Raw genomic sequence first — 16,955 nt, forward strand, 5'->3', positions numbered from 1 at the left:
AAGACAGCAGGCCCCGCCGAGACGGCGGGGCCTGCTGCAGACGCAGACGCAAGCCTTACGAGGCGTCGCCCGAACGGGCCACCTTGGACCGCTTGAGCTGGGGCGTGAAGCCGGCCTCGCGGCCGCTCGAGCGGTCGAACTCCACCATGTGCGGGTCCTTCTGCATGCCCTCATGGGAGGTCTGGTGCTCGGGGATGTTGGCCTGGGGGCCGGCCTCCTGCTTCATGCGCAGGGCCTTCTCGGCATTGGCCTTCAGCTCGTCGCGCGCCTTCTCGGCCTTTTCGGCGCGGCGGCGGCTCGGGCTCAAACGGGCGATCAGATCGGAAAGGGCCATCATTCGTCACTCCTTGGCGCGGGTGAGCACGCCGTCTTCTTCGTCGCTGCGATGGGTGGGCGGGGCTTTCACGGTCTTGGGGTCGACCGGAATGTCCCGGGACGTGGCGATGGTCCCGGTCGAATCACCGATGTCGCGGTCCGCCTCGGCCTGCGCCAGGGTCTGGCCGGGCCGAGGGGGCACCTGTCCGTTCTCGGTGGTGTCGCCGAAGGTCTCCGGCGTGACCGAAGGCCCCTCCTCGATCGGGCTTTCGGGGACCGCCAGGCCGAGCTCCGCATTGCGGGCCAGGTCGGCGCGGGCTTTCTCGGCGTCCGAGCGCGGATCGCGTGTCATGGGGGTCTCCTCAAGACTGTTGCAGGGTCAATGCCAGCATCGCGAGCGGGTTCCTCCCCCTTGTTGTGACGAATTGGACACACCACCTAAGGTTCGCGGATGCTCCCCAGGGAGGTCCGACATCGCAGGATCGGCCCGTGCCTCGAGGAGGGCGGGTGGATCTGAGGAGGGATGAGAATGAATTTCGAAAAGTATACCGAGCGTGCCCGGGGCTTCGTGCAGGCGGCGCAGAACCTCGCCGTGCGCGAAGGCCATCCGCAGCTGGCTCCCGGCCACGTGCTGAAAGTTCTGCTCGACGATCCGGAAGGCCTGTGCGCCGGCCTGATCGACCGCGCGGGCGGGCGCTCCCGCGAGGCCCATGCTGCGGTCGAGCAATGGCTCGCCAAGCAGCCGAAGGTGTCCGGCTCGGCCTCGCAGCCGCAGGCCACCCGCGAGCTCATGCGCTTCTTCGACACCGCCGAGAAGGCTGCCGAGAAGGCGGGCGATTCCTTCGTCACCGTCGAACGGATGCTGCTGGCGCTCGCGGTCGAGAAGGACACGGAAGCGGGCAGGATTCTGGCCCAGGCCGGCGTGACCGCCCAGGGCCTGAACACCGCCATCAACGCCCTGCGCAAGGGCCGCACCGCCGACAACGCGACGGCGGAGAACGCCTATGACGCGCTGAAGAAATATGCGCGCGATCTCACCGAGGCCGCCCGCGACGGCAAGCTCGATCCGGTGATCGGCCGCGACGAGGAGATCCGCCGCACGATCCAGGTTCTCTCGCGCCGCACCAAGAACAACCCGGTGCTGATCGGCGAGCCCGGCGTCGGCAAGACCGCCATCGTCGAGGGCCTCGCCCTGCGCATCGTCAACGGCGACGTGCCGGAATCCCTGAAGGACAAGCAGCTGCTCGCCCTCGACATGGGCGCGCTGATCGCCGGCGCGAAATACCGCGGCGAGTTCGAGGAGCGCCTGAAGAGCGTGCTGCAGGAAGTGACCTCCGCCGAAGGCGGCATCATCCTGTTCATCGACGAGATGCACACGCTGGTCGGCGCCGGCAAGGCCGACGGGGCCATGGACGCGTCGAACCTCCTGAAGCCCGCGCTCGCCCGCGGCGAGCTGCACTGCGTGGGTGCCACCACCCTCGACGAGTACCGCAAGCACGTGGAGAAGGACGCGGCGCTCGCCCGCCGGTTCCAGCCGGTCTTCGTGAGCGAGCCCACGGTGGAGGACACAGTGTCGATCCTGCGCGGCCTGAAGGAGAAGTACGAGCAGCATCACGGGGTGCGCATCACCGACTCGGCGCTCGTGGCCGCCGCGACGCTCTCGAACCGCTACATCACCGACCGCTTCCTGCCCGACAAGGCCATCGACCTCGTCGACGAGGCCTCGTCGCGCCTGCGCATGCAGGTCGATTCGAAGCCCGAGGAGCTCGACAACATCGACCGCGAGATCGTGCGCCTGAAGATCGAGCAGGAAGCGCTCAAGAAGGAGACGGATTCCGCCTCCAAGGACCGCCTGGAGCGCCTCACCAAGGAGCTGGCGGACCTCGAGGAGCAGTCGGACGCCATCACGACGCGCTGGAAGGCCGAGAAGGACAAGCTCGGCACTGCGGCCGACCTGAAGAAGAAGCTCGAGGAGGCCCGCAACCAGCTGGCGTCCGCACAGCGCAACGGCGACTGGGCGAAGGCCGGCGAGCTCTCCTACGGGGTCATTCCCGGGCTCGAGAAGCAGCTCGCCGACGTGGAGGCGAAAGCCGACGGCGGCGGCCTGATGGAAGAGGCCGTGACGCCCGATCACGTGGCGCAGGTGGTGTCGCGCTGGACCGGCGTGCCGGTCGACAAGATGCTCGAGGGCGAGCGCGAGAAGCTGCTGCACATGGAGCAGGATCTCGGCAAGCGCGTCGTCGGCCAGGCCGAGGCCGTCTCGGCGGTGTCGACCGCCGTGCGCCGCGCCCGCGCGGGCCTGCAGGATCCGAACCGGCCGATCGGCTCGTTCATGTTCCTCGGCCCCACGGGTGTCGGCAAGACCGAGCTGACGAAGGCGCTCGCGAGCTTCCTGTTCGACGACGAGACGGCGCTGATCCGCCTCGACATGTCGGAATACATGGAGAAGCACTCGGTCGCCCGCCTCATCGGCGCGCCTCCCGGCTATGTGGGCTACGAGGAGGGCGGCGCGCTGACCGAAGCCGTGCGCCGCAGGCCCTATCAGGTCGTGCTGTTCGACGAGATCGAGAAGGCGCATCCGGACGTGTTCAACGTGCTGCTGCAGGTGCTCGACGACGGACGCCTCACGGACGGCCAGGGCCGCACCGTGGACTTCCGCAACACGCTCATCATCATGACGTCGAATCTCGGCGCCGAATATCTGGTGAACCAGCCGGAGGGCCAGGACACCGATGCGGTGCGCGACGAGGTGATGACGGTGGTGCGCTCGCACTTCCGGCCGGAGTTCCTCAACCGCGTGGACGAGATCATCCTGTTCCACCGGCTGAAGCGCTCGGAGATGGGGGCGATCGTCGATATCCAGATGCGCCGCCTGCAGAAGCTGCTGGAGGATCGCAAGATCGTGCTGCAGCTCGACGAGGAGGCGCGCAACTGGCTGAGCCAGAAGGGCTACGACCCGGCCTACGGGGCGCGTCCCCTGAAGCGCGTGATCCAGAAGCACGTGCAGGACCCGCTGGCGGAGCTCATCCTGTCGGGCGAGATCCGCGACGGGGAGACCGTGCCCGTGCATGCGGGCCCCATGGGCTTGATGATCGGGGACGTGACGGTCGGCTCGGAGCGTCCGCCGGAAGGCGTGCGGCTGAACTGAGCGGCACCCTCTCGGCAGAGTTCATGAGAATGGCCGGGCCTTGCGCCCGGCCATTTTTGTTGACGGCCTTGGCGACGTCTTTCACCTCATCACCGGCCTCGTGCCGGTGATCCCGACCAGAGAAGCGCCGCGCCTTTCCAATCGGGGTGGCCGGGACGAGCCCGGCCATGACGGAGCTGTATCGACTCCGGCTCGAGAAACATCAACCTGTCGGATTATTCGGCGGCGGCGCGGTACTCGCCCTCGTCGTTGGCTGCCGGGGCGATGTCTTCACTGCGCCGTTCCGTGCGGCGCGGCGATGTACCTTCACGCAGGAGCATGTCCTTGTCGATGCGCTCGGCTTTGTCCTCGCGCAGCTCGCGCTTGGACCGGCGGAGCTGCTTTCCGGTCTTCTGCAGGGCGGCCCGGAAGGCCGCGTAGAGGTCCTTGTTCTTGGCCTCGCCGCTCATCATCTTGAGCGCGCCCATCTGCATGTTCACCGTGCAGCGATAGGTGATGCCCTCGCGCGTCACGTGAACCGAGGCCGAGCTCAGGTGACCGAAGTATTTTCCGGCAACCTGAAGGATGTTGGTCTTCGCATATTCGGGAAACATGTCGCCCAGATCGACTGCCGAGCTTTGCACCAGGATGTTGGGTTCGGTGCTGTCAGGTTTCATTCGCTCCTCCGTTGGTGAAGGTTCGATGGCTAACGGCGGGATCGGATGAAAGTTTCGGCCCCCAGGAAACAAATCGGACCCGGCCGAAGTTTTGTTCTCTTTATGGTCTGCGCGTGCGCGGCGTCTGTTCTCCCACATCCACGATCGCCACTTCGACATTCTGCCGCCGGTTGTCGCGCAGGATCGTCAGCGACACCGTACTCCCTACGCCGGTGCTCTCGAGCTTGTCCGTCAGGTCCGACAGGTGCCGCACGGGCGCGTCCTCCACGCCCACGATGACATCCCCGATGATGCCGGCCCGCGTGTCGACGCCGCGCAGGCCCGCCCGGTCCGCCGGCGAGCCCGGCACGACGCCGGCCACGATCACGCCGTTCACGCCGAGCTGGGCCGCAAGCGTCTCGTCGCCGGCCAGGATCCCGATCCCCGGGGTCGGCACGCGGCCGCTGCGGATGAGCTCGGGCACCACGCGGTTGACCACGTCGACCGGGATGGCGAAGCCGATGCCCGCATTGGTGCCGGAGGGCGAAAAAATCGCCGTGTTGACGCCGATCAGGCGGCCGGCGGAATCGAGCAGCGGCCCCCCGGAATTGCCCGGGTTAATCGCCGCGTCCGTCTGGATCACGTCGGCGACCTCGCGGCCGCCGCTGGTGGGCAGGCGGCGCTTCAGGGCGCTGATGATGCCGGTGGTGAGCGACTGGTCGAGACCGAACGGATTGCCGATGGCATAGGCCGTCTGGCCCACCTTGAGATCGGCCGAGCGTCCCACCGGAACCGGCGCCGGCAGCCCGCCCCGGCGCTCGACCCGCAGCACCGCCAGGTCGTAGTTCGGCGCGCGGCCCACCACCTCGGCCGGCAGAACCTCTCCCGAGGCCAGGCGCACCACGAAGGAAGAGCCGTTCTCGACCACGTGGTTGTTCGTCACCACGTTGCCGGCCGCGTCCCAGATGAATCCGGTGCCGGATCCCGCCGGCTCTCCGCCCGAGGGCCCGCGGCCCTGCAGGGCCACCACCTGAACCACGGAGGGCGCCACCGTCTCGAACACGCGGATCGTCGACTGCTCGTAGTCGGACAGGTCGCCGCGCGCCGCGACCGGCCGCGGCTCCCGGGCCGAGAAGAGATAGCCGGTCACGGAGGGCTGAAGCGCCACGAGCGCGAGCAGCACCGCGATCGCCAGCACGATGGTCCGTGTCGTCCGCTCCTGCATAAGCCCTCCCGTGCCTGATCCCCCTCTGTCACAACGGACGCGCTTGGTCGAAGTTCATCGCGGAGCTCGGGATCCGGGCGAGGAACCGCTCGTCGTCCCTGAGCTTGTCCTGACGGTGGATGGTCGAGCTTGCGTCCCACAGGGCCGGTCCCGTCCACGGATTCGAGGGAGACGCCGCCTTGCACGATCCGCCGCCGCCGGGAAACGCCGACGCCTCCGCCGTCCAGGCGGGAATCTTCCCGACCTTCTTCCTGTCGGGCTTCGAATGCTCCACCTTCATCTGGAAGGACCAGGGCCGGCGGGACCTCGTCGCGGAGACGCAGCACCGGGAGCATGTGGAGGAGGATTACGCCTTCCTGCGCTCGCTCGGCATCGCGGTCGCCCGCCAGGGGATCCCCTGGCCCTTCGTGGACAGGGGTGGCGCCTACGACTTCTCCGGCCTCGATCCCTTCATCGCGGCCATGAACCGGCACCAGATCCTGCCGATCTGGGACCTGTGCCATTACGGCTATCCCGACGGCCTCGATCCGTTCGGCCCGGAATTCGCGGCAAGGTTCGCCGCCTATGCCCGGGCCGCTGCCGAATACCTGACGCCGCGCATCCGCGGCCCGCACTTCTTCACCCCCATCAACGAGATCACCTTCTTCGCCTTCATGGGCGGCGAGTGGGGCTGGACGGCGCCGTTCGGCAGGACGGACGACTTGCGACACAGGCTGCGCCTGTCCCTGTGCCGGGCCGATATCGCGGCCGTCAACGCCATCCGGGCCGTCGACCCGCAGGCCCGCATGGTGCATATCGATCCGCTCATCCTCGTGGTCGCGCCCCGCGACCGGCCCGACCTGAAGGACGAGGCCGAGCACGAAACCTACACGGACACGTTCTATGCCTGGGACGTGATCGCCGGACGACGGCACCCTGAATTCGGCGGCTCGCCGGAAGTGCTCGATATCCTGGGGGTCAACTGCTACTCGTTCGGCCAGATGGAATACCGCGAGAACGGGCCGCACGCGTCGCTCGAGCCGCATGACGAGCGCATCCGGCCGCTCGGCGATCTCCTGTCGTATGCCTGGGAGCGCTACCGGCGCCCGATGATCGTGGGCGAAACGAGCGGGTTGCGCGAAGGCCGCCCGGACTGGCTCTGCGACATCGTCGAGGAATCGTTGGCGGCGGTGCGCAAGGGTATCGACCTGCACGGCGTATGCCTGTTCCCGGCGGTCGACATGCCCGACTGGCATACGGGCGAATGGCTGCACAACGGCCTGTGCGATCTGGTCGAGGACAATGGGCGCCTGAAGCGGGTGCCGTATCAGCCCTATATCGACGAGCTGCGGCGCTGGCAGAAGCGCCTGAACCGGGTGACGGTGCTCGACGAGGATCCGTTCAGCGATCCGGTCGATCTCGCCGACATCAAGCGCGCGGCCGACGAAATGCAGATGACGTCCGACAAGGATTGGTGCTGATCATCGGGCAGGAAAGGTCGAACGCCGCTTCGCAGCGGCATTCGGCTTCCCCGGGCCGCCGCCATGATGTAGCAAGGGACGGCCCGCCGCCGCGAAAATCCCGACCCGCGATGTCCCTCGATGTCTTCGCCCTCGTTCTCGTCGCCGCGTTCCTGCACGCGAGCTGGAACGCCATGGCCAAATCCGGCAAGGGCGACCCGCTGATCCAGGCCGGCCGGATCGCCATCGGGTCGGCTCTCGCGGCGGTTCCGGCCCTGCTCGTCACAGGCCTGCCCGCCGCGGCCAGTTGCGTTCACCTGGCGGGATCGGCGCTGATCCACGTGGCGTATTTCGTCCTGATCGGCCTCGCCTACCGGTACGCGGATTATTCCGCCATCTATCCGCTCGTGAGAGGCAGCGCGCCCCTGTTCACCACGCTCCTGGCGATGCTGCTCCTGGGCGAAACGCTCAAGCCCGTGACCTGGCTGGGGATCGGCGTGCTGTGCGGCGGCATTCTCGGCCTCGGCATCGATGCCGTGCGCCGCGGCGGCTTGAACGCGCGGAGCCTGACGGTCGCCGCTCTGACCGCCGCGACGGTGGTCGGCTACACCCTGGTCGACGGCGTGGGCGCACGCCTGTCGGGCAATTCCTCCGGATACCTGCTCGCGATGATGGCGCTCACGGGAGCCCTCATGGTCCCGGGAATGATCTACCTTCAGGGAGCGGCCCTGTTCAGCGCGCCGGCCTCCGTATGGGGCAAGAGCGTTGCCGCGGGGGCCATCGCCAACATCTCCTACGGGACGGCCCTGTGGGCCATGACGAAGGCCCCGATCGGCCTGGTCGGCGCCGTCCGCGAGACCTCGGTCCTGTTCGCCGCGCTGATCGCCGCAATGGTCCTGAAGGAACGGTTCGGCATCGCCCGGTGGGCATCGGCCCTCATGATCGTGACCGGTCTCGCGCTTGCGAAAGCCGGATAGGACAGGCCGCCCGCGCCTGCTGCCCGAACCAAACCCTCCCGCAAGCGTTCGCTCTCACAATCCGTTTGCAGGAGCCCTTCATGTCGTCACGCCGTCTCGTGATCGCCGGCCTCGTGGCCGCCGCCAGCCTTCCCGCCCTCGCCCAGCAGCAGAACCAGGCCATTCCCCAGTCCACGACGCCGCAGCCCGCGGAAACGCAGGCCAACCCGGCTCTCGGCCGGAACGCGCAGGAGCGCCAGCAGCGCACTCAGCAGGGCGGCGCCCCGCAGGACACGCAGACCCCGGCCCGGCAGGGCCAGGCCAACAGCGCGCCGGCCGCCATGGGCCAGCAGCAATCGCAGGTCGACCGCCAATACGTGCAGCAGGTCCTGGCGCTCAGCACCGTGTCGCTGCAACAGTCGAACTTCGCGCACAGCAAGGCGCAGAACCCGCGCGTGAAGCAGTTCGCCGATTTCGAGATCGGCGAGCAGAACCTGCTCACCGACATCATGCATTCCTTCGCCGATCCGAACGCGACCGCCTCCACCACACAGGGCGCTCGGCAATCCGCCGCGACGGCCCCGGAACTGCCGCAGAAGGATTCGGAAGCCATGGAGCGTCTTTCGAAGGCGCAGCCGGGAGACGCCTTCGATCGGGATTACGTCGCCCTGCAGATTCAGGGCCACCAGGACCTGCTGAAGCTTCAGGAGAGCTATCTCAAGCAGGGCTCCGGCAACCGTGAGACGGCCAATGTGGCGCGCCTCGCCAGCGGACAGATCAAGGAGCATCTGACGCTCCTGCAGGACATCCAGAAAGAGCTTGGCAAATAAGGGAAATCGGCCCCGTTTTCATGGATCCGGGGCCGGAACACCCGGCTTCGACAGGACGTTGCCTTTGCAAGCCGCAGACACGCAGTCTGCTCGAAACCAAGGAAGAGGAATAGTCCATGGCGCAAGACAAACGTGGCCGCCCCCCGGAGCCGCCGGTCGACGAGGTGCTGAACGACGTCACCCTGGAAGAGACCGGCGACGACTTCGTGGCCGGCCCGACCCAGCGCAACGACGTCGGCAACACCAAGCGGGCCGCGGCGAAAGCCACCGGCATCATGGGAGCCTCGAAGAAGCTCGATCCGGAACTCGACATCGATCATGTGGACGACAACCGCCCGACGAGCGGCTCGAAGGCTGGCATCCACTCCTTCAAGGAAGTGCCGGAAGAGGAAGACGACGACGCCGGCTTCCGGATGTCGAACGAGGAGATCGCCGACAGCGTGAACACCACCGCGGCCAAGAGCCCGGCGCCCCGCGGCGCGCAGACCGAAGGTACCACTGGGCCAACCGGCATGAGCGGGGGAGCCACGTCCCGGGCCCGGGTCCCGGCCCCCGGAAACGCGGTGGACGTGCCCAAGGGCACGCTGGTGCGCGGCCGTCCCACGGCGAGCCAGTCCGGCGGGCGCTCGACCTCCTCCACCGGCGACGAGAAGCCGCCGAAGCGCTCCGCCCGCGCCCATAGCGGCCAGCAGCAGCGTCCGCTGTCCAAGGGCGGTACGGAGGAACGGTAATCGTCCCGCGGGCGTTTCGGACGATTGGAGGCAGACCCCTCCCGAGTCATGGCCGGCATCGTGCCGGCCATTCCGATCCGAAGAGCGCGATGCTTCCGACAATCGGAATCACCGGACCGACCGGTGGCGACGCGGACGGCGGTTGCCGCCCATTGGCCTCGATGACGCCAACGCATAGCTAGGCCCTCCCGGCTGCATATCTGTCCCAACGGAAGGCGGAGTGACAGCGGCCCTCCTCCGGCTTTATGGAATGTTCAGCCAAACCGGCAGTGACGACATAAATCGGTCGAGGAAATGCTCATGGACAGAAGAAAAGTTCTCAAAGGTGCGGGCCTGGCGGCGGCCGCAGGCGCCGTCGCCTCCCCGGCGCTCGCCCAGGCGCAGCCGGAGATCCGCTGGCGCATGAGCTCGGCCTATCCGAAGAGCCTCGACACCCTCTTCGGCGCGGGCGAGATGATCGCCAAGCGCGTCGCGGCCGCCACCGACAACAAGTTCCAGATCCAGGTCTTCGCCGCGGGCGAGATCGTCGGGGCGCTCCAGACCCTCGACGCCACGCAGAACGGCACGGTCGAGTGCTCCTACACCCTGTCGAGCTTCTTCATCGGCAAGGACCCGACCTTCATGTTCGAGACCTCCGTGCCCTGGGGCATGAACGTGCGCCAGCACAATGCCTGGATGCATTACGGCGGAGGGCTCGATCTCGTCCGCGAGTTCACGAAGGACTACAACATCTATCCGATTCCGGCCGGTCAGACGGGCGCCCAGATGGGCGGCTGGTTCCGCAAGGAGATCAAAAGCATCGCCGACCTGCAGGGCCTCAAGATGCGCATCGCCGGCATGGGCGGCCAGATCATGCAGAAGCTCGGGGTGGTGCCCCAGGTGCTCGCCGCCGGCGACATTTACCCGGCGCTCGAGCGCGGCACTCTCGATGCGGTGGAGTTCTCGGGGCCGCACGACGACGAGAAGCTCGGCTTCGTGAAGGTCGCCCAGTACTACTACTATCCGGGCTTCTGGGAGGGCGGCGCGCAGCCTTCGCTCTACGTGAACATGAGCAAGTGGAACGAGCTGCCGGCCAATTACAAAGCCATTCTCGAAGCCGCCTGCGCAGAGGCCAATGCCATGTGCGTGGCCAAGTACGATGCGCAGAACGCCGACGCGATCCGCCGCCTCGTCGGCCAGGGCGTGCAGCTTCGTCCCTTCCCGCGGGACGTGATGGAGCAGAGCTACAAGGAAGCCTACAAGCTCTACAACGAGATTGCCGCCTCCAATCCCAAGTTCAAGAAGGTGTACGATTCCTGGAACGCCTTCCGCGAGAAGGAGCTGACCTGGTTCCGCATCGCCGAGCTGCCCTTCGACTATTTCGTCAACCAGCAGCAGGGGCAGCCGCGCTGAAGGCTCTCGACCTGATGAAAACGGCGCCTCGCGGCGCCGTTTTTGTTTGCGGCCGGGAAGAAGGATCGAAGCTTGGCCTGTTGCGTTGTCGTCTCAGCAGGAGCGCCATCCTTCCACAGGAGACACACCATGGCGGACGACAACCGCAAGCAGGACACCCCGAAGGACAAGCCGGAGCGCAAGGACGACAAGGCATCCGAGAACCGGAAGAAGCACCAGGACGAGCTCCTCGACGAAGGCGTGGAGGAGACGTTTCCGGCGAGCGATCCGGTCTCCGTGAAGATCACGAAATAAGACAACCGCGCCATGAAGCCCCGGAGCGTGCGCTCCGGGGCTTTTGCGTTTCAGCTCCGGCTCGCCACGGCGACGCCGAGGGCTGCGAGCCCCATGCCGGCGAGCTGGATCAGGCTCAGGGTCTCGCCGAAAAGCGCGAAGGCCATGAGCGCCGCGACCGGCGGCACCAGATAAAGCAGCGTCGCGACGCCGACCACCGCGCCCTGGCGGATGAGGAAGAGCAGAAGGCCGATGGCCCCGATCGACAGCCCGAGTACGGCCCAGGCCAGGGCGCCCAGAAGCGGCAGGCTCAGCTCCATGTGGCCCTCCTCCGTCAGCAGCACGAGGGGCAGGGTGACGGCAGCGGCGCCGATATACTGGATGGCCGCATTGACCCGCAGATCGAGGCTGCTGCCGGTGCGCTTCTGCCAGATCGTCCCGAAGGTGATCGAGAGCATCCCGAGCACGCAGACCCCGAGCGCCAGCGGCGGCACGCCACCATCCCCGAGCTTGGGGGCGACCACGAGCGCCGCCCCCATGAAGCCGATGCCGATCCCGACCCACCGGCGCGGGGACACCCGCTCGCCCAGCAGGGGCCCGGCCAGCAGCCCGGTCGCCAGCGGCTGGAGGCCGGCCACCAGGGCGGAGATCCCGGCCGGCAGCCCGTGCTTCACCGACCAGAAGACGCCGCCGAGATAGAGCCCGTGCAGGAGGATGCCGGCGATCAGGCTGTTGCGCCAATCATGCCAGGCGCGGGGCCACGACACGCGTGCCGCGGTGACGATGCCGGCCAGCACGAGAGTGGCCAGAACGTACCGGACGAGCAGGAAGGTCAGCGGTTCGGCATAGGGCGCCACGAACCGGGCGACGATGAAGCCTGTCGCCCAGATGAGCACGAAGAGCGGGGGCGCGAGGCGGGCGAAGACGGTGGGGTTCATGGCCGTGGAGGAGCAAGGATCGTCTCCCGGCTTGTAGGCCCGAACCTCGGCCTTTGTCGATCCACGCGGCCTCGTCTAAAAGTCGACCTGCAGGAGCCGGGAGTCAGGAACAGGGACAATGCACTTCGGATTGCACGGCTCTCAGATCCTTGCGGGGGCGGCTTCCTTGCCCTCGGCCCCCGCCGCACCATCTCCAGCAGCCTGGAGACCCGTCTTTTGAACCGCCTTCGCCTCTGGCTCGAACTCGTCGCCATCGCGTCCACCCGCTTCGTGCTGCACGATTCCTGGGCGATCGCGAGCCATATCGCCCTCTCGGTGCTGACGTCGCTGTTCCCGTTCCTGATCCTGGTCACCGCCCTGGCGAGCCTGTTCGGGACCGGGACCCTGGCCGACGAGGTGGCGGACATCATCCTCGAGGCCTGGCCGAAGGAGGTGGCGGGGCCGATCGCCGGCGAGGTGCACAACATCCTGTCGGTCCGGCGCAGCGACGTGGTGACCCTGGGCCTCGTGCTCGCGCTCTATTTCGCATCGAGCGGCGTGGAGAGCCTCCGGGTCGGCCTCAACCGCGCCTATGGGGTGCGGGAAACCCGCGCCTGGTGGCTGACGCGGCTCGAATCGATCGCGTTCGTCATCGCGGGCGCCATGATGCTGCTCGCCCTGGCGCTCCTCGTCGTGCTCGGCCCCTTCGTCTGGCGCGGCGTGCTCTCTTGGGTTCCGGCCCTGAAACCTCTCGATGGTCTGATCGGGTTCCTGCGGGTCGGGGTGGCGACCGTCGTCATCGTGGCGGGGCTGCTTTTCGCCCACAAGCTTGTCCCTGCGGGACGCCGACGGTTTCGCGCCGTGCTGCCCGGCGTGGGCGTGACGCTGGCCCTGTGGCTTCTCGGCGGCTTCGCCTTCAGCTGGTACCTCGAATTCTATCCGGGCGCCTACGCGTCGACCTATGGGGGTCTCGCCACCGCCATGGTGGCCCTGATCTTTCTCTACACCCTCGGGGCCATTTTCCTCTTCGGCGGCGAGCTGAACGGCACCCTCATCCTGGCCAAGCGCCGACGCCTCGGCAAGGAACCGAAACCGGAGACCATGAGCGATCTGATTCCGCTGCCGTGATGCGTCACATCGGCGTGCGATGCCTAGATCAGCGGCATCAGACCCAGTTCATAGGCCCACAGCAGCAGGGCAATCACCACAACCACCGCAAGCCAGTTCAAGGACCGGTCCAGCAGCAGGCTGAACGTGGCCTCGGCGGAGAGAGGGGGCTTCTTGTTCGGCGGCAGATCGACTGGCATGCGTCATTCTCCAAAGCCCGGACAGCTCCGAGACGCCTCATGCGCCCAAAAGGGCAGCGGCCGACTAGGGAACCGCTGATCCATCAAACATATAGCGACAACACGTCATTTGTAAGAACACGCCGCACCCCAGGGCCGACGCCTCAACCGAGGCGCACCGTCCTGCGGCTCACCATGGGAGGGAACGACCCGACGAGCTGAGCATCATGCCAGAGCTCCACCCGGCACGATTGAGCCAGGCAACGGGCCCACTCATTGGCAAGATCGTGATCATCGCTGTGCAGATGATGCGTTGCGAAGTTCCCTGTCGACCGGTCGACGACGAGCGCTCGATAGCCGCGGATCGGCTGCAGTTGCGTCTTCATGATACACCTCGAAATGACATGGGCTTCGAGGGCAGGATTGCGCCTGAAAGAACAGCAGCCGAACGATGAGCTGCCGATTCTCCTCATCTAGAGCGACAATGCGGCTTTTGAGAGGTCCCCGGCCGGGTTCGGAGAGCATCCTGGCCATACGCCTCGCATGGACGCGGGATCAAGGGTGACCATGAGATCTAGATGATGGTCGATCCGTCCGATCTGACGCGGGCATCCCCGATCTGGCGGCCGAGCTTTTCGGCCTCCTTGTCGCTCACATGGATTCGGACCAGGGTCCATTCCTTCTCCGACTTCCACAGGCGAAACGAGATCATGAACCCATCGCCGTCCTTTTGCGCATCGGCATGGGTTGCGTCGGGCAGGTCGTAGGGCCCGAGGCCGTCGAAGGTCAGCTGTCCCACAATTCTCTCCGATCACGCGCCTTGATCAACGGGCTGGAGCCCGGGCGCTGCTGGCAGTCCCGGTTCTATTTCTTCCCTTCGAGGGCTTTTTCAAGCCATCCGAGGACGGCGTCCTGCTCCTCGGCGGTAAAGATGTGCGCCAGAGGTCAGGTTCGGGTCTCGGGGTTCTGCGGTGGAAGGAGCCGGGATCCCCGCGGCGGCTGCCGGCGTCAGAGGTTGGGCGCGATCCGCAGCTCGAGTGTCGCTGACGCGACGGGCCGGGTGTTGGGCGCGACCCCATAGCCGACCCGGACATGGAGGTCCGACCGGAAGCGGTCGGCCGGCGAGGTCAGCCGGGTTCGACCGACGAGTTCCGACACAAGGCCTGTGCTGATGTCTCCGCTGACGCCGTCCAGGTTCATGCTGGGAGCGAGCCGCAGCTCGGTGCTCCATGCCTGGAAGGAGAGATCGAGCGGAATGTCCATGATGCCACTCAGCGATTGCGAATAGGCACTCTGCCCGCTGTCGAGGAAGCCCGCCGTCGTCACGCCGACCGTGACGCCGAGGCGCTCCCAGTCCCGCCTCACGAAGGCCTCCCAGCTCGCCTTCGACGACAGGAGGCTCGTCTCGCCGCCACCACGGACCAGTTCCGTCCCGACCAGAAAATTATACCCCTGGAACGGCTGCATCTTGGCCCCGACCGCGCGATCGACATCCGTCGGCAGGAAGGCCTGCATGTCGGTGCGGGCGATGCCGCTGGCCCAGACCTGCGTGCGGTTCAACCGGGCCGGCGCGCGCGGCCGGGTCGCACGCTTGACCGCCAGATGATCGTCGAGCCAGGACGAGGTGAGGGTCCCGCTCCAGATCTCGACCTCGTTGGCCACGGCGACCGTCGTCATCGCGGGCGATGCCAGGAGAGGAGAAGCCAGAAGGAGCAAAGACGGAAGAAGCGAAACCGAGCGGCGAAGCAGCAAAATCATCAAAACAATCGGTGCAGCAATGGGGATCGAACAGGAGCGATACAGGCATTCGCGACGACGCTGGTTAACGCTGCGTTAAAGTTCTCTCAACCGCTGGATGTGTTGAATTTTACGCCAGAGGATCCTCACTATCAGCCGGGAGAATTGCGATTTGCGTTCAGTGACATGACGCGCGACGATGCCTCTATTCCCGGCCATCCCTGCAATGACGCACGACCGGTCACATCCACGTGATGGGTTTACTGTCCGCAGGATCCTGAAAGCAGAACGGCCGGGCTCGCGCCCGGCCGCCTCCCTATCCTGCTTGCGTGAGGATCAGCTCACGATGCGGTACTTCACGAAGCCCTCCGGGGCGTCGCCCATCTTCTCGACCTTGATGCCGGCCGGCTGGTAGTTGGCGGCATTCGGACCGGTGGTAAAGGTCACGGTGACGCCCGCGGGCGCCGCGAGCGACCAGGAGCCGTCGGCTTTCGGGGCCACTTCCTTCTTCTCGACGATGTAGCGCATGATCGCGTCGCGGGTGAGGTCCGGCGCCTCGAACACGATGGTGGTGCCGTCCGCTCCGGGGAAGTTGCCGCCGCCGCCGGCGCGATAGTTGTTGGTCACCACGAGAAACTGCTGATCGTCCGTCACGGGCTTGCCGTTATAGGTCAGGTCCTTGATGCGGTGCGCATCGGCATTCACGACCTTGCCGTTGTCGTCGTAGCGCGATCCTTGAGTCGGATCGATCTTGTACTGCACGCCCGCGATCACGTCGAAATTGTAAGCCGGGAACTTTTGGTTGATGAGCTCCTGTTCGCCGCCCTTGGCCGGATCGATCTGGTTGTAGATGCCGGCCGAGCGCTCCAGCCATTCGCGCACCTGCGCGCCCGTGACCTTCACCACGCGGATCGTGTTCGGGTAGATGTAGATGTCCGCCATGTCCTTGATGGCGAGCGGGCCGGGCTTGATCTCGGTGAAGTAGTTGGGACCGCCGCGGCCGCCGGCCTTGAAGGGCGCCGCCGCCGAGAGGATCGGCAGGTCCTTGAAGGGCGAGGCCTTGAGCTGATCGGCCACGTACCAGGCTTGCGCCTCGGCAACGAGCTTCACGGAGGCGTCGTCCGACACGAGCGAGTAGTAGGAGTGGATCGGAACCGCCGTGGTGCCGACGGGCTCGCGCACGTATTTCAGGGTCGCGTCGTGGCCGGCCTGGGCGGCCGCCATGATGGCCGCGTCCGAATCGACCTTCGCGACGATCTTGCGGTCGACACGGTCGTAGATGGGACGCGCCTCGGTGCGGAAATTCGCCACCTTCCAGGCGTCGCCCTCCTTGGTGAGTTCGAGATCGACAAGGCCGAGATGGCTGCCCCAGAAGCCGGCCATGACGGCCGGCTTGCCGTGGAGCGTGCCGGCCTTCACGTCGACGCCGGGAATGTTGTTGAATTCCTTGCCGCCCGGGAACGTGAAATGCTGATGACCCGTGAGGATCACGTCGATGCCCTCGACCTTGGCGAGGTGCAGCGCGGCATTCTCCTCGCCGCCCTTGCGCTCGCCGCCGGCGATGCCCGAATGGCAGAGCGCCACGACGATGTCGGCGCCAGCCTTCTTGAGTTCCGGCACATACTTGGTGGCGGCATCGACGATGTCGATGGTGGTGGCCTTGCCGTCGAGATTGGCCTTGTCCCACTGCACGATCTGCGGCGGAACGAAGCCGATCACGCCGACCTTGAGCGTCTGCTTGGCGCCGGCTTCATCGACGAATTCGCGATCGAGGACGAGCCAGGGCTTGAGCAGGGTCTCGCCGTTCGCCTTGATGACGTTGGCGCAGACCAGCGGGAATTTTGCGGCGCCGAGCGAATTCTGAAGGAAGTCCAGGCCGTAATTGAACTCGTGGTTGCCCAGGGTGCCGCAATCGTAGTTGAGCTCGTTCATGGCGGCCACCATGGGATGCACGTCGCCCGGCTTCATGCCGCGCCGATAGGCGACGAAGTCGCCCAGCGGCGAGCCCTGGATCAGGTCGCCGTTGTCGAACAGCAGGCTGTTCTTGGCCTCGGCCCGGGCCCCTTTCACG

The 16,955-nt window shown here is 66.5% G+C and carries 18 protein-coding genes; 8 read left to right on the forward strand and 10 right to left on the reverse strand.

What is annotated here, in order from left to right; genetic code table 11:
* Positions 1 to 55 precede the first annotated feature (55 nt).
* Together NF876_RS40880 and NF876_RS40885 are read right to left on the reverse strand one after the other, a co-directional pair.
* Positions 56 to 337 carry a hypothetical protein gene (locus NF876_RS40880; protein WP_262273459.1) on the reverse strand — a complete coding sequence of 94 codons (282 nt, stop codon included), beginning with the start codon at positions 335 to 337 and terminating at the stop codon, positions 56 to 58.
* 3 nt (positions 338 to 340) lie between these two features.
* Positions 341 to 667 carry a hypothetical protein gene (locus NF876_RS40885; protein WP_262273460.1) on the reverse strand — a complete coding sequence of 109 codons (327 nt, stop codon included), beginning with the start codon at positions 665 to 667 and terminating at the stop codon, positions 341 to 343.
* A 177-nt stretch (positions 668 to 844) separates the two neighbouring features.
* Here NF876_RS40885 and clpB point away from each other — a divergent pair, with 177 nt between their 5' ends.
* A complete protein-coding gene (clpB, locus tag NF876_RS40890) occupies positions 845 to 3,463 on the forward strand; it encodes an ATP-dependent chaperone ClpB (protein WP_262273461.1) in 2,619 nt (872 codons plus the stop codon).
* A 215-nt stretch (positions 3,464 to 3,678) separates the two neighbouring features.
* On the opposite strand, the gene hpf is transcribed toward clpB, so the two are convergent.
* Positions 3,679 to 4,119, reverse strand: coding sequence for a ribosome hibernation-promoting factor, HPF/YfiA family (gene hpf, locus NF876_RS40895; protein WP_262273462.1), 441 nt, complete (start codon positions 4,117 to 4,119; stop codon positions 3,679 to 3,681).
* A gap of 100 nt (positions 4,120 to 4,219) precedes the next feature.
* A complete protein-coding gene (locus tag NF876_RS40900) occupies positions 4,220 to 5,323 on the reverse strand; it encodes a S1C family serine protease (RefSeq protein WP_262273463.1) in 1,104 nt (367 codons plus the stop codon).
* Between the two features lie 179 nt (positions 5,324 to 5,502).
* Between NF876_RS40900 and NF876_RS40905 the strand changes: the two genes are divergently transcribed.
* The 6 genes from NF876_RS40905 to NF876_RS40930 all read left to right on the forward strand — a co-directional run bounded on the left by NF876_RS40905 (position 5,503) and on the right by NF876_RS40930 (position 10,965).
* Positions 5,503 to 6,783: a glycoside hydrolase family 1 protein gene (locus NF876_RS40905; protein WP_262273464.1), complete on the forward strand. Its 1,281-nt coding sequence runs from the start codon at positions 5,503 to 5,505 to the stop codon at positions 6,781 to 6,783.
* 110 nt (positions 6,784 to 6,893) lie between these two features.
* Positions 6,894 to 7,739: an EamA family transporter gene (locus tag NF876_RS40910; RefSeq protein ID WP_262273465.1), complete on the forward strand. Its 846-nt coding sequence runs from the start codon at positions 6,894 to 6,896 to the stop codon at positions 7,737 to 7,739.
* A gap of 80 nt (positions 7,740 to 7,819) precedes the next feature.
* Positions 7,820 to 8,548 carry a DUF4142 domain-containing protein gene (locus NF876_RS40915; protein ID WP_262273466.1) on the forward strand — a complete coding sequence of 243 codons (729 nt, stop codon included), beginning with the start codon at positions 7,820 to 7,822 and terminating at the stop codon, positions 8,546 to 8,548.
* Between the two features lie 116 nt (positions 8,549 to 8,664).
* Positions 8,665 to 9,279, forward strand: coding sequence for a hypothetical protein (locus NF876_RS40920; protein ID WP_262273467.1), 615 nt, complete (start codon positions 8,665 to 8,667; stop codon positions 9,277 to 9,279).
* Between the two features lie 300 nt (positions 9,280 to 9,579).
* Positions 9,580 to 10,671, forward strand: a complete 1,092-nt coding sequence (locus tag NF876_RS40925) for a TRAP transporter substrate-binding protein (RefSeq protein WP_262273468.1) — start codon at positions 9,580 to 9,582, stop codon at positions 10,669 to 10,671.
* 129 nt (positions 10,672 to 10,800) lie between these two features.
* Positions 10,801 to 10,965, forward strand: a complete 165-nt coding sequence (locus NF876_RS40930) for a hypothetical protein (RefSeq protein ID WP_173949897.1) — start codon at positions 10,801 to 10,803, stop codon at positions 10,963 to 10,965.
* A gap of 50 nt (positions 10,966 to 11,015) precedes the next feature.
* Here NF876_RS40930 and NF876_RS40935 read toward each other — a convergent pair whose 3' ends face one another.
* The gene (locus tag NF876_RS40935) at positions 11,016 to 11,882 is read right to left on the reverse strand and encodes a DMT family transporter (RefSeq protein WP_173949896.1); all 867 of its coding nucleotides are present in this window, start codon (positions 11,880 to 11,882) and stop codon (positions 11,016 to 11,018) included.
* Between the two features lie 216 nt (positions 11,883 to 12,098).
* Between NF876_RS40935 and NF876_RS40940 the strand changes: the two genes are divergently transcribed.
* Positions 12,099 to 12,989, forward strand: a complete 891-nt coding sequence (locus NF876_RS40940) for a YihY/virulence factor BrkB family protein (protein ID WP_173949895.1) — start codon at positions 12,099 to 12,101, stop codon at positions 12,987 to 12,989.
* A 23-nt stretch (positions 12,990 to 13,012) separates the two neighbouring features.
* Here NF876_RS40940 and NF876_RS40945 read toward each other — a convergent pair whose 3' ends face one another.
* From NF876_RS40945 to NF876_RS40965, 5 genes are all read right to left on the reverse strand, one after another.
* A complete protein-coding gene (locus NF876_RS40945; RefSeq protein WP_173949894.1) occupies positions 13,013 to 13,168 on the reverse strand; it encodes a hypothetical protein in 156 nt (51 codons plus the stop codon).
* Between the two features lie 143 nt (positions 13,169 to 13,311).
* Entirely contained in the window at positions 13,312 to 13,533 is a 222-nt protein-coding gene (locus NF876_RS40950) for a hypothetical protein (protein WP_173949893.1), read from the reverse strand.
* 188 nt (positions 13,534 to 13,721) lie between these two features.
* A complete protein-coding gene (locus tag NF876_RS40955) occupies positions 13,722 to 13,946 on the reverse strand; it encodes a hypothetical protein (RefSeq protein ID WP_173949892.1) in 225 nt (74 codons plus the stop codon).
* 209 nt (positions 13,947 to 14,155) lie between these two features.
* Positions 14,156 to 14,824, reverse strand: coding sequence for a hypothetical protein (locus NF876_RS40960; protein WP_173949891.1), 669 nt, complete (start codon positions 14,822 to 14,824; stop codon positions 14,156 to 14,158).
* Between the two features lie 396 nt (positions 14,825 to 15,220).
* A partial coding sequence (locus tag NF876_RS40965; protein WP_262273469.1) for a bifunctional 2',3'-cyclic-nucleotide 2'-phosphodiesterase/3'-nucleotidase occupies positions 15,221 to 16,955 on the reverse strand: 1,735 nt, incomplete at its 5' end.

It is taken from the genome of Microvirga yunnanensis (genome assembly GCF_025460875.1).

Coding starts and splice junctions, on each gene's coding strand:
- NF876_RS40880 (WP_262273459.1), bottom strand. CDS start 337: ATGATGGCCCTTTCCGATCTGATCGCCCGTTTGAGCCCGAGCCGCCGC.
- NF876_RS40885 (WP_262273460.1), bottom strand. CDS start 667: ATGACACGCGATCCGCGCTCGGACGCCGAGAAAGCCCGCGCCGACCTG.
- clpB (WP_262273461.1), top strand. CDS start 845: ATGAATTTCGAAAAGTATACCGAGCGTGCCCGGGGCTTCGTGCAGGCG.
- hpf (WP_262273462.1), bottom strand. CDS start 4,119: ATGAAACCTGACAGCACCGAACCCAACATCCTGGTGCAAAGCTCGGCA.
- NF876_RS40900 (WP_262273463.1), bottom strand. CDS start 5,323: ATGCAGGAGCGGACGACACGGACCATCGTGCTGGCGATCGCGGTGCTG.
- NF876_RS40910 (WP_262273465.1), top strand. CDS start 6,894: ATGTCCCTCGATGTCTTCGCCCTCGTTCTCGTCGCCGCGTTCCTGCAC.
- NF876_RS40915 (WP_262273466.1), top strand. CDS start 7,820: ATGTCGTCACGCCGTCTCGTGATCGCCGGCCTCGTGGCCGCCGCCAGC.
- NF876_RS40920 (WP_262273467.1), top strand. CDS start 8,665: ATGGCGCAAGACAAACGTGGCCGCCCCCCGGAGCCGCCGGTCGACGAG.
- NF876_RS40925 (WP_262273468.1), top strand. CDS start 9,580: ATGGACAGAAGAAAAGTTCTCAAAGGTGCGGGCCTGGCGGCGGCCGCA.
- NF876_RS40930 (WP_173949897.1), top strand. CDS start 10,801: ATGGCGGACGACAACCGCAAGCAGGACACCCCGAAGGACAAGCCGGAG.
- NF876_RS40935 (WP_173949896.1), bottom strand. CDS start 11,882: ATGAACCCCACCGTCTTCGCCCGCCTCGCGCCCCCGCTCTTCGTGCTC.
- NF876_RS40945 (WP_173949894.1), bottom strand. CDS start 13,168: ATGCCAGTCGATCTGCCGCCGAACAAGAAGCCCCCTCTCTCCGCCGAG.
- NF876_RS40950 (WP_173949893.1), bottom strand. CDS start 13,533: ATGAAGACGCAACTGCAGCCGATCCGCGGCTATCGAGCGCTCGTCGTC.
- NF876_RS40960 (WP_173949891.1), bottom strand. CDS start 14,824: ATGACGACGGTCGCCGTGGCCAACGAGGTCGAGATCTGGAGCGGGACC.